Raw genomic sequence first — 14,760 nt, 5'->3', positions numbered from 1 at the left:
GGAATTACTCTGCGGTATGTGCGTCGGTGGCGCAGGCGGGTTTGCCAGCAGCGTATTTAAGACTGGGGTCGACCAGCGCATCGAAGCGTTTGAGCGCTTCGGAGCCGATCAAGAGCGGGTATTGGAAGGCACTGCGGTCGGTCAAGTTCACTTCGATGCTGCGTAAAGCCGAACCCATGCAGATATCCAGCTCGATGACCGGACGGGCGGTGTATTTTTTGCCTTCTTCCGGGTCGTAGTCACCGGCCCGGCGCTTGATCTTGCTGACACGGGCCAGCGGTCGTTCGATCGGATGCGAATGCGCGGCGTCGATAGCCAGATAGAAGCGCACCCAGGACTCGCCATTGCGTTTGAAGCGTTTGATGTCGCGGGCACTCAGCGAAGCGGTTTTCGCCCCAGTGTCGAGTTTGGCGGCGACTTCCAGATTGATGCCTTCCAGCGAAGCGTACTCATTGAGGCCGTACACAGTCTTTTCCCCTGCCGCGGCGAAACCTGGCAGACCAAAAAGACAAAGGAATGTGGTGAAGGGCTTGAGTCTCATAAATCCTGGTGCGCAGCGGTCCGTTCTTCAATTCAAGGCCCTGGCATTGCTGCACAAGCTCCCTCGTATGCCTATCCGTTTTTTATGACAGGCAATGCAGATGACAAGCAAATGCGGGCGGCATTCTAGCACGGTGGGTTTATGGCGCCAGCGTTGGCCGACGGCTATAACTTGAGGGGTTGCTTCCTTATGGTGCAGCGTGGTTATTAGACGATTGTCGACAATATCGAATTATCCTTTGACGTATCTGGCCATATTCGCTAGTTTTTGCGGCATTGGTTTTCAAGGTGTCGACAATATGCTGGATCAACTCGATCCCCCGGTCACAGTTCAGGACGACTCGGAAACACTTTCCGAAAACGTCTTCCGACGTATTCAGGCGGCCATCGTCAAAGGCGAGATCGCCCCGGGCAGCAAGATCTCAGAGCCCGAGCTGGCGCGCACCTACGGCATCAGCCGCGGGCCGCTGCGTGAGGCCATTCACCGTCTGGAAGGCCAGCGCCTGCTGGTTCGCGTGCCGCACGTCGGGGCGCGGGTGGTATCGCTGAGCCACGCCGAACTGCTGGAACTCTACGAAATTCGCGAATCCCTGGAAGGCATGGCGTGCCGTCTGGCGGCTGAACGCATGACGGTCGAAGAAATCGACGAACTGCGTCGGGTGCTGGAAACCCATGAGCGCGATGCGGCGTTTCAGGCCGGTGTCGGTTACTACCAGCAGGAAGGCGATTTCGACTTTCATTACCGGATCATCCAGGGCAGCGGCAACCGCACCCTGACCCAGATGCTGTGCGGTGAGCTCTATCAGCTGGTGCGCATGTACCGCATCCAGTTTTCCACCACGCCCAATCGGCCGCGCCAGGCGTTTGCCGAACACCACCGAATTCTCGATGCCATCGCCGACCGTGACGGTGAGCTGGCCGAGTTGTTGATGCGCCGTCACATCGGCGCCTCCAAACGCAATATCGCCCGTCACTACCAGGACGGCGCTAACCCGACAGCCACTGAACGAGGTGAGTCATGAGTTCCAACAAGAGCACTCCAGGCCAGCGTTTCCGCGATGCGGTCGCCAGCGAACATCCGCTGCAAGTGGTCGGCACGATCAACGCCAACCACGCACTGCTGGCCAAGCGCGCCGGTTTCAAGGCTATTTACCTGTCGGGTGGCGGGGTGGCTGCCGGCTCCCTCGGCGTGCCGGACCTGGGGATTACCGGTCTGGATGACGTGCTGACCGACGTGCGTCGCATCACTGACGTCTGCGACCTGCCGCTGCTGGTGGACGTGGACACCGGTTTCGGTTCCTCGGCGTTCAACGTCGCCCGTACCGTGAAGTCGATGATCAAGTTCGGCGCGGCGGCAATCCACATCGAAGACCAGGTCGGCGCCAAGCGCTGCGGTCATCGTCCTAATAAAGAGATCGTCTCGCTGCAGGAAATGGTCGACCGCATCAAAGCGGCCGTCGATGCCCGCACCGACGACAGCTTCGTGATCATGGCCCGCACCGACGCCCTGGCGGTGGAAGGTCTTGAATCTGCGCTGGAACGCGCCGCCGCGTGCATCGAAGCCGGCGCCGACATGATCTTCCCGGAAGCCATCACCGAGCTTGAGATGTACAAGCTGTTCGCCAGCCGCGTGAAAGCGCCGATCCTGGCCAATATCACTGAATTCGGCGCGACGCCGCTGTACACCACCGAGCAGCTCGCTGCTGCCGACGTGTCGTTGGTGCTGTACCCGCTGTCGGCGTTCCGCGCGATGAACAAAGCCGCGGAAAACGTCTACACCGCGATCCGCCGCGACGGCACGCAGCAGAACGTCATCGACACTATGCAGACGCGCATGGAGCTTTACGATCGCATCGATTACCACACCTTCGAGCAGAAGCTCGATGCGTTGTTTGCGGCGAAGAAATAAAGATCAAAAGATCAAAAGATCGCAGCCTCGTTTCACTCGACAGCTCCTACAGGGTTGTTGTCGAACGCAGTCAATGTAGGAGCTGCCGAAGGCTGCGATCTTTTCGGCAATCCCCAAAGAACCTGATGAAACACAATTTGCCGATTCCCTAACAAATTCAAGAAAACTGGAGACAGCAATGGCCGAAGCAAAAGTACTCAGTGGCGCCGGGCTCCGTGGCCAGGTTGCCGGGCAAACCGCACTGTCCACCGTGGGCCAGTCGGGCGCAGGCCTGACCTATCGCGGCTATGACGTTCGCGAACTGGCGGCTGACGCCCAATTCGAAGAAGTGGCATACCTGCTGCTGTACGGCGAGCTACCTACCAAAGCGCAACTCGCCGCTTACGTGACCAAACTGAGCAAGCTGCGTGACCTGCCGCAAGCGCTGAAAGAAGTACTGGAACGCATCCCCGCCGACGCCCATCCGATGGACGTGATGCGCACCGGTTGCTCGTTCCTGGGCAACATCGAACCGGAGAAAGACTTCTCCGAGCAGCACGACAAAACCGACCGCCTGCTGGCCGCGTTCCCGGCGATCATGTGCTACTGGTATCGCTTCAGCCACGACGGCAAACGCATCAATTGCGTGACTGACGAAGCCTGCATCGGCGGCCATTTCCTGCACCTGTTGCACGACAAGAAACCGAGCGAGTTGCACGTCAAGGTGATGAACGTTTCGCTGATCCTCTACGCAGAGCACGAGTTCAACGCCTCGACCTTCACCGCCCGCGTGTGTGCCTCGACCCTGTCGGATCTGTATTCCTGCATCACGGCGGCCATCGGCTCCCTGCGCGGCCCGTTGCACGGCGGCGCCAACGAAGCGGCGATGGAAATGATCGAGCGCTTCTCGTCGCCTGAAGAGGCGGTCGAGGGCACCCTCGGCATGCTGGCGCGCAAGGACAAGATCATGGGCTTCGGCCACGCGATCTATAAGGACAACGATCCGCGCAACGAGGTGATCAAGGCCTGGTCGAAAAAACTCTCCGACGAAGTGGGCGACACCGTGCTGTTCCCGGTTTCCGAAGCCATCGACGCAACCATGTGGGAACAGAAGAAGCTGTTCCCGAACGCCGACTTCTACCATGCGTCGACGTACCACTTCATGGGCATCCCGACCAAGTTGTTCACACCGATCTTCGTCTGCTCGCGCCTGACCGGCTGGGCGGCGCATGTGTTCGAACAACGTGCCAACAACCGCATCATCCGCCCGAGCGCCGAATACGTCGGCGTCGAACAGCGCAAGTTCGTGCCAATCGAACAACGCTGACCGGGAGGGCGCCGGCACAGGAACCTGAACAAAACGCAGGTCCCTGTGGGAGCGGGCTTGCCCGCGATGACGGACTGACATCCAACATGGATGTCGACTGATACACCGCTATCGCGGGCAAGCCCGCTCCCACAGTGGATTGTGTTTGCTTCAACAGCTGCGCCAGGCCCCACCCTTTGAAACCACCGTGACCGAGTCCTGACGATGAACACTGAATTCCGCAAACCGCTGCCCGGCAGCCATCTGGATTATTTCGACGTCCGCGCGGCGGTCGATGCCATTGCGCCTGGCGCCTACGACACCCTGCCGTACACCTCCCGCGTGCTGACGGAAAACCTCGTGCGTCGCTGCGACCCGGCCACGCTCACTGAGTCCTTGAAGCAATTCATCGAGCGCAAACGCGATCTCGATTTCCCGTGGTTCCCGGCCCGCGTGGTGTGCCACGACATTCTTGGCCAGACCGCCCTGGTCGACCTCGCCGGCCTGCGCGACGCCATCGCCCTGCAAGGTGGTGACCCGGCGCAAGTGAACCCGGTGGTGCCGACTCAGTTGATCGTCGACCACTCCCTGGCCGTTGAGCGCGGTGGCTTCGACCCGGAAGCGTTTGAAAAGAACCGTGCCATTGAAGACCGTCGCAACGAAGACCGTTTCCACTTCATCAACTGGACCAAAAAAGCCTTCAAGAACGTTGACGTGATCCCGCCAGGCAACGGGATCATGCACCAGATCAACCTGGAGAAAATGTCGCCAGTGATTCAGGTGCGTGACGGTGTGGCCTTCCCCGATACCTGCGTCGGCACCGACAGTCACACCCCGCACGTCGATGCGCTGGGCGTGATCGCCATTGGTGTTGGTGGTCTGGAAGCGGAAAGCGTCATGCTTGGTCGCGCATCGTGGATGCGTCTGCCGGAAAGCGTCGGTGTCGAACTCACTGGCAAGCTGCAACCGGGCATCACTGCCACCGACATGGTGCTGGCGCTGACCGAATACCTGCGCAAACAAAAAGTCGTCGGCGCATGGCTGGAGTTCTTCGGTGAAGGGGCTTCGGCTCTGACCTTGGGCGACCGTGCGACCATTTCCAACATGGCCCCGGAATACGGCGCCACGGCGGCAATGTTCTACATCGACCAGCAGACTATCGACTACCTGAAACTCACCGGCCGTGAAGACGAGCAAGTGCAGCTTGTGGAGAATTACGCCAAGCAGACCGGTCTCTGGGCCGACAGCCTGAAAGGCGCGCAATACGAGCGAGGGCTGAGCTTCGACCTGTCCTCGGTGGTGCGCAACATGGCCGGCCCGAGCAACCCGCACGCCCGTGTCGCCACGTCCGATCTCGCGGCGCAAGGCATCTCCGGCCAGTGGGACGACGTGCCCGGCCAGATGCCGGACGGCGCGGTGATCATCGCCGCCATCACCAGTTGCACCAACACCAGCAACCCACGCAACGTGATTGCCGCTGGCCTGCTGGCGCGCAACGCCAACAAGCTCGGGCTGACCCGCAAGCCATGGGTCAAATCCTCGCTGGCGCCGGGTTCGAAAACCGTGGCGCTGTATCTGGATGAAGCCGGGCTGACTAAAGAACTGGAACAACTCGGCTTCGGCGTCGTGGCCTTCGCCTGCACCACGTGCAACGGCATGTCCGGCGCGCTGGACCCGGTGATCCAGCAAGAGATCATCGATCGCGATCTGTATGCCACGGCCGTACTTTCCGGTAACCGTAACTTCGATGGGCGGATTCACCCATACGCCAAAAACGCGTTCCTGGCTTCGCCGCCATTGGTGGTGGCTTACGCCATCGCCGGGACCATCCGTTTCGACATCGAAAAAGATGTGCTGGGCCTGGACGCGAACGGCAAGGAAATCCGCCTGAAAGACATCTGGCCGAGCGACGAAGAAATCGACGCGGTGGTCAAGGCTTCGGTGAAACCGGAGCAGTTCCGCCAAGTGTACATTCCGATGTTCGCCATCCACGAAGATACCGGTCCGAAGGTCACGCCGCTGTATGACTGGCGCGAAATGAGCACCTACATCCGTCGTCCGCCGTATTGGGAAGGCGCGCTGGCCGGCGCTCGTCCGCTCAAGGGCATGCGCCCGCTGGCGGTGCTGCCGGACAACATCACCACCGATCACCTGTCGCCTTCCAACGCGATCATGCTCGACAGCGCCGCCGGTGAATACCTGGCGAAAATGGGCCTGCCGGAAGAAGACTTCAACTCCTACGCCACGCACCGCGGCGACCACTTGACCGCGCAGCGCGCGACGTTCGCCAACCCGAAACTGTTCAATGAAATGGTTCAGGAAAACGGCAAGGTCAAGCAGGGTTCCCTGGCGCGAGTCGAGCCGGAAGGCCAGGTCATGCGCATGTGGGAAGCCATCGAAACCTACATGGAACGCAAGCAGCCGCTGATCATCATCGCCGGCGCCGACTATGGTCAGGGTTCGTCCCGTGACTGGGCAGCCAAAGGTGTGCGTCTGGCAGGTGTGGAAGCAATCGCTGCGGAAGGTTTCGAGCGCATCCACCGCACCAACCTGGTGGGCATGGGCGTGTTGCCGCTGGAGTTCAAACCGGGCACCGACCGTCACACCCTGGCCATCGACGGCAGCGAAACCTACGACGTGATCGGCGACCGCACCCCGCGTGCGACGCTGACGCTGGTGATCAATCGCAAAAACGGCGAACGCGTCGAAGTGCCGGTGACCTGCCGCCTCGACACCGCTGAAGAAGTGTCGATCTACGAGGCCGGCGGCGTGTTGCAGCGTTTCGCTCAGGACTTCCTCGAAGAATCGGCGGTTGCCGTTTAACAACGATGTGCGGACACGGGATTTCAGGCCCGTGTCTGTCTATCTATAAGGAGCACCAATGGCTCACGCACCTCAGATCAAAATCCCCGCCACCTACATGCGCGGCGGCACCAGCAAAGGCGTGTTCTTCAGCCTGAAAGACCTGCCCGAAGCGGCACAGATTCCCGGCCCGGCTCGCGATGCGTTATTGCTGCGAGTGATCGGCAGTCCCGACCCATACGACAAGCAAATCGACGGCATGGGCGGTGCGACGTCCAGCACCAGCAAAACCGTGATCCTGTCGAAAAGCATCAAGGCCGACCATGACGTCGATTACCTGTTCGGTCAGGTCTCCATCGACAAGCCTTTCGTCGACTGGAGCGGCAACTGCGGCAACCTGTCGGCGGCGGTCGGTTCGTTCGCCATCAGCAATGGCCTGGTGGATGCCAGCCGCATTCCGCACAACGGTGTGGCGGTGGTGCGCGTGTGGCAGGCCAACATCGGCAAGACCATCATCGCCCATGTGCCGATCACCAACGGTGAGGTCCAGGAAACCGGCGATTTCGAACTCGACGGTGTGACCTTTCCGGCGGCCGAAGTGCAGCTCGAATTCATGGACCCGGCGGCGGAAGAAGAGGGTGGCGGTGGTTCGATGTTCCCCACCGGCAATCTGGTAGATGACCTCGAAGTGCCGGGCGTCGGTACGCTCAGGGCGACCTTGATCAACGCCGGCATTCCGACCATTTTCATCAATGCCGAAGACATCGGCTACACCGGTACCGAATTGCAGGGCGCGATCAATGGCGACCTGAAGGCCCTGGCGATGTTCGAAACCATCCGCGCTTACGGCGCGTTGCGCATGGGGCTGATTCAGCACCTGGACGAAGCGGCCAAGCGTCAGCACACGCCGAAGGTGGCGTTCGTCGCCAAACCGGCGGAGTACATTGCGTCCAGCGGCAAGGCGATTGCGGCCACCGACATTGACTTGCTGGTGCGTGCGCTGTCCATGGGCAAACTGCACCACGCGATGATGGGCACGGCAGCGGTGGCCATCGGCACGGCGGCGGCGATTTCCGGCACGTTGGTGAACTTGGCGGCGGGCGGCATCGAACGCAACGCGGTGCGCTTCGGTCATCCCTCCGGGACCTTGCGCGTGGGCGCCGAGGCCACTCAGGTCAACGGTGAATGGACCGTGAACAAAGCCATCATGAGCCGCAGTGCGCGGGTGTTGATGGAAGGCTATGTCCGCGTGCCGGGGGATTGTTTCTGACATAAGTTTAGACGTCACCCAAAACCCTGTGGGAGCGGGCTTGCCCGCGATGAGGCCTTCACATTCAACATCTATGTCGGCTGATACACCGCTATCGCGGGCAAGCCCGCTCCCACAGTGGACTGCATTTCAATAACAAGAATGGCGTCACCAACTAAGATTGATCCTGAACCGAGGTCCCATCAGCGAACCACTGACCGAGTGAATCGAACATGAGCGCCAACGTCGACCTGAACAACCGCCCCGACTACGATACGGTCCTGCAGGACATCACCGACTACGTCCTCAACTTCAAAATCGAATCTCCAGAAGCGCTGGATACCGCCCGCAATTGCCTGATGGACACCCTCGGCTGCGGTCTGCTGGCCCTGCGTTTTCCCGAATGCATCAAACACCTTGGACCTATCGTCGAAGGCACTGTCGTTCCCTTCGGTGCTCGCGTGCCGGGCACCAGTTATCGTCTTGATCCGGTCAAAGCCGCTTGGGACATCGGTTGCATCGTCCGCTGGCTTGATTACAACGACACTTGGCTCGCCGCCGAATGGGGTCATCCGTCCGATAACCTCGGCGCCATTCTTGCGGTGGCCGACCATCTGTCGCAAAAACGCCAGGCCAATGGCGACGCACCGCTGACCCTTCGCGTGGTGTTGGAAGCGATGATCATGGCTCACGAGATTCAAGGCGTGATTGCGTTGGAAAACTCCTTCAATCGCGTCGGCATCGACCACGTCATCCTGGTGAAAGTCGCCTCGACCGCGGTCACCGCCAAGCTCATGGGCGCCAATCGCGAGCAACTGCTGTCGGCGTTGTCCCATGCCTTTGCCGACGGCCAGGCGCTGCGTACTTACCGGCATGCGCCAAATGCCGGGTCGCGTAAATCCTGGGCAGCGGGGGATGCGTCCAGTCGTGGCGTGCGTCTGGCGGACATTGCAATGCGCGGGGAGATGGGCATTCCCGGTGTACTGACCGCCAAACAATGGGGTTTCTACGACGTACTGTTCAGCCACACCAACAATGACATGGCGCTCAAGCCTGAAGACAAGCGGGCCTTCAGATTCTCTCGGCCGTTCGGCAGCTACGTGATGGAAAACGTGCTGTTCAAGATCAGCTTTCCCGCCGAGTTTCACGCGCAAACTGCCTGCGAGGCCGCCGTCACTTTGCACCCACTGGTCAGGAATCGCCTGCACGAAATCGACAGGATCGTCATCACCACCCACGAATCGGCGATCCGCATCATCTCCAAGGTCGGCCCGCTGGCCAACGCTGCGGACCGCGACCACTGCATCCAGTACATGACCGCCGTACCCTTGGTGTTCGGTAATCTGGTGGCCGAGCAATATGAAGACGACTTCCACGCCGTGCATCCGATCATCGACGTGCTGCGCGACAAAATGGCCATCGTCGAAGACCCGCGCTTCACCCGCGAATACCTGGAGCCGGATAAACGCTCCATCGCCAATGCGGTGCAGGTGTTCTTCAAGGACGGCTCCAGCACCGAGAACGTGGTGGTGGAGTACCCGATCGGCCATCGCCGTCGCCGCACCGATGGCATTCCGCTGCTGGAAGAGAAGTTCAAGGCCAATCTGGCGACGCGCTTCACGGCGCAGCGGAGTGCCGAGATCTTTGCGTTGTGCAAGGACCAGGCGCGGCTTGAGGAGACGGCGGTGAACCGGTTTGTGGATTTGTTTGTGATCTAGTTACACCGCGTCATCGTTCAATCGCGGGCAAGCCCGCTCCCACAGGCTCTCCATTGTTTGGATTTTGCATTCAACACAGATCCCTGTGGGAGCGGGCTTGCCCGCGATGGCGGTGGAGCAGACGCCGGAAATTACTTGAACCGTCGCTCCACACCTTTCTCTACTAAAATCTTCGCAGAGATTTCTTCCACGGAGAAATGCGTGGAATTGATGTGGGCAATGTTCTCGCGTCGAAACAGATTCTCCACCTCGCGCACTTCGAATTCGCACTGTGCGTAGCTCGAATAGCGGCTGTTGGGCTTGCGTTCGTTGCGGATCGCGGTGAGCCGGTCCGGGTCGATGGTCAGGCCGAACAGCTTGTGATGATGGGCGCGCAGGGCGGTTGGCAGTTGCAGGCGCTCCATGTCATCTTCGGTCAGCGGGTAATTGGCCGCACGGATGCCGAATTGCATGGCCATGTACAGACACGTCGGCGTCTTACCACATCGCGACACGCCCACTAGTATCAAGTCGGCCTTGTCGTAATAGTGCGTGCGGGCGCCATCGTCGTTGTCGAGGGCGAAGTTCACCGCCTCGATGCGCTCCATGTAATTGGAGTTGCCACCAATGGAATGGGATTTGCCGACGGTGTAGGAAGAATGCTCGGTCAGTTCCTGTTCCAGCGGGGCCAGGAAGGTCGAAAAAATGTCGATCATGAAACCATTCGACGTTGCGAGAATCTCACGAATGTCCTGATTGACGATGGTGTCGAAAATAATCGGACGAAAACCATCGTTTTCGGCGGCTTTGTTGATTTGTTGTACCATGGCCCGCGCTTTATCCGCGTTGTCGATGTAGGGCCGCGTGATTTTGCTGAAGGTAATGTTTTCGAACTGCGCCAACAGGCTTTGACCCAGGGTTTCGGCCGTAATGCCCGTGCCATCGGAGATAAAGAAAGCAGATCGTTTCATTTGCACCTTGGGCCTTAAGCTAGTGACGATTCTTGGATATAGTAGGCGCGATTTGTCGGCCGCCAGTGGCCAGCATTCTCACTTATTTTCCAGGTCCAGGCCATACAGCCGGCAAATGCTCCCCCGAGTCGCCGGCTTCTGAGCTTTTCCAACACAGTTAGTGGAGAGATCACCTTGGTAGAGTACGTAGTTTCCCTCGATAAGCTCGGCGTCCATGATGTAGAGCATGTGGGGGGCAAGAACGCATCCCTGGGCGAGATGATCAGTAACCTTGCAGGTGCCGGTGTATCGGTGCCCGGTGGCTTCGCCACGACAGCTCAGGCATATCGTGATTTCCTGGAACTGAGCGGTCTGAACGATCAGATCCATGCCGCCCTCGACGCGCTGGATGTCGACGATGTCAACGCCCTGGCCAAAACCGGTGCCCAGATCCGTCAATGGATCATGGAAGCCGAATTCCCCGAGAAGCTCAACGCCGAGATCCGCACCGCGTTCGCCACGCTGTCGGCCGGCAACCCTGACATGGCCGTTGCCGTGCGCTCTTCCGCTACCGCCGAAGACTTGCCGGACGCTTCCTTCGCTGGCCAGCAGGAAACATTCCTGAACATCCGTGGTGTCGAAAACGTTATTCGCGCCGCCAAAGAGGTGTTCGCTTCCCTGTTCAACGACCGTGCGATTTCCTATCGCGTCCACCAGGGCTTCGACCACAAGCTGGTTGCCCTGTCGGCTGGCGTGCAGCGCATGGTCCGCTCCGAAACCGGCACCGCCGGCGTGATGTTCACCCTCGATACCGAATCGGGCTTCCGTGACGTGGTGTTCATCACCGGCGCTTACGGCCTGGGTGAAACCGTCGTACAAGGCGCGGTGAACCCGGATGAATTCTATGTCCACAAAGGCACGCTGGAAGCCGGTCGTCCGGCCATCCTGCGTCGCAACCTGGGCAGCAAAGCCATCAAGATGATCTACGGCGAAGTGGCCACGGCCGGTAAGTCGGTCAAGACCATCGACGTGGACAAGGCTGATCGTGCACGTTTCTGCCTGAGCGACGCCGAAGTCAGCGAGCTGGCCAAGCAAGCGATGATCATCGAAAAGCACTACAAGTGCCCGATGGACATCGAATGGGCCAAAGACGGTGACGACGGCAAGCTCTACATCGTTCAGGCCCGTCCTGAAACCGTGAAGAGCCGCACTTCGGCCAATGTCATGGAACGTTACCTGTTGAAAGAAACCGGCACCGTGCTGGTGGAAGGTCGCGCCATCGGCCAGCGCATCGGCGCCGGCAAGGTGCGGATCATCAAGGACGTGTCCGAGATGGACAAAGTCCAGCCGGGCGACGTTCTGGTTTCCGACATGACCGACCCGGACTGGGAACCGGTCATGAAGCGCGCCAGCGCTATCGTCACCAACCGTGGCGGCCGTACCTGCCACGCGGCGATCATCGCTCGCGAGCTGGGTATCCCGGCCGTGGTCGGTTGCGGCAACGCGACTCAGCTGTTGAAAGACGGCCAGGGTGTGACTGTTTCTTGCGCTGAAGGCGACACCGGCTACATCTTCGAAGGCGAACTGGGCTTCGACATCAAGAAAAACTCCGTGGATGCCATGCCGGATCTGCCGTTCAAGATCATGATGAACGTCGGCAACCCGGACCGCGCCTTCGACTTCGCGCAACTGCCGAACGCCGGTGTGGGCCTGGCCCGTCTGGAATTCATCATCAACCGCATGATCGGCGTACACCCGAAAGCGCTGTTGAACTACGACGGCCTGCCGCAAGAGATCAAGGACAGCGTCGACAAGCGCATCGCCGGTTACAACGACCCGGTCGGCTTCTATGTCGAAAAACTGGTCGAGGGCATCAGTACCCTGGCGGCAGCGTTCTGGCCGAAAAAGGTCATCGTGCGTCTGTCGGACTTCAAGTCCAACGAATACGCGAACCTGATCGGCGGCAAACTCTACGAGCCGGAAGAAGAAAACCCGATGCTGGGCTTCCGTGGCGCTTCGCGTTACATCAGCGAATCGTTCCGCGACTGCTTCGAGCTCGAGTGCCGCGCCCTCAAACGCGTGCGCAACGAGATGGGCCTGACCAACGTCGAAATCATGGTGCCGTTCGTTCGCACCCTGGGCGAAGCAAGCCAGGTGGTCGATCTGCTGGCCGAAAACGGTCTGGCCCGTGGCGAAAACGGTCTGCGCGTAATCATGATGTGCGAACTGCCTTCCAACGCGATCCTGGCTGAAGAGTTCCTCGAGTTCTTCGATGGTTTCTCCATCGGCTCCAACGACCTGACTCAGCTGACACTGGGCCTGGACCGTGACTCCGGGATCATCGCGCATCTGTTCGACGAGCGTAATCCTGCGGTCAAGAAGCTGCTGGCCAATGCTATTCAGGCATGCAACAAGGCCGGCAAGTACATCGGCATCTGCGGTCAGGGCCCTTCGGACCACCCGGATCTGGCCAAGTGGCTGATGGAGCAGGGCATCGAAAGCGTTTCGCTGAACCCCGATTCCGTGCTGGAAACCTGGTTCTTCCTGGCTGAAGGTCAGGCTCCGGCCTGATGGTGTGAGTGAAAGGGCCGATCTGTGATCGGCCCTTTTAGAGATTCAAGTAGGGCGGGCTCCTCTGGATGCCGCCCTTTTTTGTGCAAGAGCATTATGCAAAGCAGCAGCAACCTATTTCCTGTCGCCCTGATCAGCGCCGAGCGGCGCGGTGATTTGAGCGAAGACGTCTATCGTTTGAAACCCGGCAACAGCCCCGACGGCACCGTCGAACTGGCTGTGACGCGCCTGGGCCTGGCCGATGAGCCGGCGGTGCGTGGCGTGCCGGTGATTCTGTTGCACGGCAGCTTTTCCAATCGACGGTTCTGGTTCTCTCCCAAAGGTCTGGGGTTGGGGGCTTATCTGACGCGTCTGGGGTTCGATGTGTGGATTCCGGAAATGCGCGGTCATGGGCTGTCTCAGCGCAATCAGGATTATCGTAAAAACCGCGTCGCCGACTACGCGCGTTACGATTTGCCGGCCATTGGCGCGTTCGTGCGCGAACAAAGCGGCCAGGTCCCACACTGGATCGGTCATTCGCTGGGTGGCATTACGCTGGCGGCGGCGCTGGGTGGGGAATACATCGGCGAGCCTGTCGTCGCGTCTGCGGCGTTTTTTGGCACTCAGGTCAGCCGCACCTACTGGCCGTTGAAGTTTCCGCCGGTGGAGTGGAGCGGGCGCTTCATTCTCAAGCGATTTGCCCAACTGTCAGGTTCACGGCTCAAGCGCGGCCCGGAGGACGAGCCGATTGGCCTGGCCCTGGAAAGCATGCGCTGGTACGGGCTGTTCGGCCGTTTTGGTGATGCCGACAAGGACTGGTGGGCGGGTTTGGCCGAGGTCCAGTTGCCAGTGCTGGCCGTGAGCGCCGCGGGCGATCATCAAGACCCGACCTGGGCCTGCCACAAGCTGTTCGATCAGGTTGGCTCCGAGCACAAGCAGTTCATCACCCTTGGCCGCGAGCAAGGCTTTGGCGATAATTTCGGTCATGTGGAAATGCTTGTCAGCAAGGCTGCGCAGACTGAAGTCTGGCCGTTGGTGGCGCGTTGGCTGGCGGATCAACAGACGCCGTTGCTGGGTGGAAAGCCGGATTTGGCTGCGGCAGTTTGAGCCTGATGCTCTAACAAGGGCATTTCGCTCGGAACGGCTTGCGGCTAAGATATGACGCATTAAGCGGTTCTGGTCACTTTTGGTGGTCGACTCGATCGGCGCGTTTGCAGCCGTTCAGCCTTGGCCCGCGTATGCTGCCTATTCGATTGTCTTCCTTCTTACAGGAGTTTCTCGATGAACCATTACATCACGCCTGATCTGTGCGACGCCTACCCGGAGCTGGTGCAGGTGCTGGAACCGATGTTCAGCAATTTCGGTGGCCGTGATTCTTTCGGTGGCGAAATCGTGACCATCAAATGTTTCGAAGATAATTCGCTGGTCAAGGAGCAAGTCGCGCTCAAGGGGAACGGTAAAGTGCTGGTGGTCGACGGTGGCGGTTCCCTGCGACGCGCGCTGTTGGGTGACCTGCTGGCCGAGAAAGCCGCCAATAACGGGTGGGAAGGGCTGGTGATCTACGGTTGCATCCGCGACGTCGACGTCATCGCGCAAACCGATCTGGGGGTTCAGGCCCTGGCCAGTCACCCGATGAAAACCGACCGGCGCGGTGTTGGCGAACTCAATATTGCCGTGACCTTCGCGGGTGTGACCTTCCACCCGGGTCACTATGTTTATGCGGACAACAACGGCGTGATCATTTCGCCAAGCCCGCTGAAGATGCCTGAATAAAGCGC

11 protein-coding genes are annotated in these 14,760 nt (G+C 59.8%); 9 read left to right on the top strand and 2 right to left on the bottom strand.

Annotated features, from left to right (window positions below):
* Nucleotides 1-4: 4 nt before the first annotated feature.
* Nucleotides 5-541: an ATP-dependent zinc protease gene (locus KGB18_RS03080; protein ID WP_123720824.1), complete on the bottom strand. Its 537-nt coding sequence runs from the start codon at nt 539-541 to the stop codon at nt 5-7.
* A 298-nt stretch (nt 542-839) separates the two neighbouring features.
* Between KGB18_RS03080 and KGB18_RS03075 the strand changes: the two genes are divergently transcribed.
* From KGB18_RS03075 to prpD, 6 genes are all read left to right on the top strand, one after another.
* The gene (locus KGB18_RS03075) at nt 840-1,562 is read left to right on the top strand and encodes a GntR family transcriptional regulator (RefSeq protein ID WP_007902102.1); all 723 of its coding nucleotides are present in this window, start codon (nt 840-842) and stop codon (nt 1,560-1,562) included.
* Nucleotides 1,559-2,449, top strand: a complete 891-nt coding sequence (gene prpB, locus KGB18_RS03070) for a methylisocitrate lyase (protein WP_223569363.1) — start codon at nt 1,559-1,561, stop codon at nt 2,447-2,449. Before KGB18_RS03075 ends, prpB begins: the two co-directional genes overlap by 4 nt.
* Nucleotides 2,450-2,627: 178 nt before the next feature.
* Nucleotides 2,628-3,755: a 2-methylcitrate synthase gene (gene prpC, locus KGB18_RS03065; protein ID WP_223569362.1), complete on the top strand. Its 1,128-nt coding sequence runs from the start codon at nt 2,628-2,630 to the stop codon at nt 3,753-3,755.
* Between the two features lie 204 nt (nt 3,756-3,959).
* The gene (gene acnD / locus KGB18_RS03060) at nt 3,960-6,557 is read left to right on the top strand and encodes a Fe/S-dependent 2-methylisocitrate dehydratase AcnD (RefSeq protein ID WP_223569361.1); all 2,598 of its coding nucleotides are present in this window, start codon (nt 3,960-3,962) and stop codon (nt 6,555-6,557) included.
* A gap of 58 nt (nt 6,558-6,615) precedes the next feature.
* A complete protein-coding gene (gene prpF, locus KGB18_RS03055; RefSeq protein ID WP_201059301.1) occupies nt 6,616-7,806 on the top strand; it encodes a 2-methylaconitate cis-trans isomerase PrpF in 1,191 nt (396 codons plus the stop codon).
* 212 nt (nt 7,807-8,018) lie between these two features.
* Complete coding sequence (prpD, locus tag KGB18_RS03050) at nt 8,019-9,503, top strand: 2-methylcitrate dehydratase (RefSeq protein ID WP_223569360.1); 1,485 nt, start codon at nt 8,019-8,021, stop codon at nt 9,501-9,503.
* Nucleotides 9,504-9,634: 131 nt separating this feature from the next.
* On the opposite strand, the gene KGB18_RS03045 is transcribed toward prpD, so the two are convergent.
* Entirely contained in the window at nt 9,635-10,453 is an 819-nt protein-coding gene (locus KGB18_RS03045) for a pyruvate, water dikinase regulatory protein (protein WP_007902088.1), read from the bottom strand.
* A 174-nt stretch (nt 10,454-10,627) separates the two neighbouring features.
* Between KGB18_RS03045 and ppsA the strand changes: the two genes are divergently transcribed.
* From ppsA to rraA, 3 genes are all read left to right on the top strand, one after another.
* Nucleotides 10,628-13,003 (top strand): phosphoenolpyruvate synthase, encoded by a 2,376-nt coding sequence (gene ppsA / locus KGB18_RS03040; protein WP_050681879.1) that lies wholly within the window; start codon nt 10,628-10,630, stop codon nt 13,001-13,003.
* A 96-nt stretch (nt 13,004-13,099) separates the two neighbouring features.
* The gene (locus tag KGB18_RS03035; protein WP_123720830.1) at nt 13,100-14,089 is read left to right on the top strand and encodes an alpha/beta fold hydrolase; all 990 of its coding nucleotides are present in this window, start codon (nt 13,100-13,102) and stop codon (nt 14,087-14,089) included.
* 174 nt (nt 14,090-14,263) lie between these two features.
* On the top strand, nt 14,264-14,755 hold the full coding sequence (gene rraA, locus KGB18_RS03030; RefSeq protein ID WP_038979910.1) for a ribonuclease E activity regulator RraA: 492 nt from the start codon (nt 14,264-14,266) through the stop codon (nt 14,753-14,755).
* Nucleotides 14,756-14,760 lie beyond the last annotated feature (5 nt).

Source organism: Pseudomonas sp. BF-R-26 (assembly GCF_019947395.1).
Classification (GTDB): domain Bacteria; phylum Pseudomonadota; class Gammaproteobacteria; order Pseudomonadales; family Pseudomonadaceae; genus Aquipseudomonas; species Aquipseudomonas farris.
This window is presented reverse-complemented; position numbering and strand designations above follow the sequence as displayed.

Bases quoted from the DNA above. Each gene is read 5' to 3' on its own strand.
- KGB18_RS03080 (WP_123720824.1), bottom strand. From the start codon at position 541: ATGAGACTCAAGCCCTTCACCACATTCCTTTGTCTTTTTGGTCTGCCA.
- KGB18_RS03075 (WP_007902102.1), top strand. From the start codon at position 840: ATGCTGGATCAACTCGATCCCCCGGTCACAGTTCAGGACGACTCGGAA.
- prpB (WP_223569363.1), top strand. From the start codon at position 1,559: ATGAGTTCCAACAAGAGCACTCCAGGCCAGCGTTTCCGCGATGCGGTC.
- prpC (WP_223569362.1), top strand. From the start codon at position 2,628: ATGGCCGAAGCAAAAGTACTCAGTGGCGCCGGGCTCCGTGGCCAGGTT.
- acnD (WP_223569361.1), top strand. From the start codon at position 3,960: ATGAACACTGAATTCCGCAAACCGCTGCCCGGCAGCCATCTGGATTAT.
- prpF (WP_201059301.1), top strand. From the start codon at position 6,616: ATGGCTCACGCACCTCAGATCAAAATCCCCGCCACCTACATGCGCGGC.
- prpD (WP_223569360.1), top strand. From the start codon at position 8,019: ATGAGCGCCAACGTCGACCTGAACAACCGCCCCGACTACGATACGGTC.
- KGB18_RS03045 (WP_007902088.1), bottom strand. From the start codon at position 10,453: ATGAAACGATCTGCTTTCTTTATCTCCGATGGCACGGGCATTACGGCC.
- KGB18_RS03035 (WP_123720830.1), top strand. From the start codon at position 13,100: ATGCAAAGCAGCAGCAACCTATTTCCTGTCGCCCTGATCAGCGCCGAG.
- rraA (WP_038979910.1), top strand. From the start codon at position 14,264: ATGAACCATTACATCACGCCTGATCTGTGCGACGCCTACCCGGAGCTG.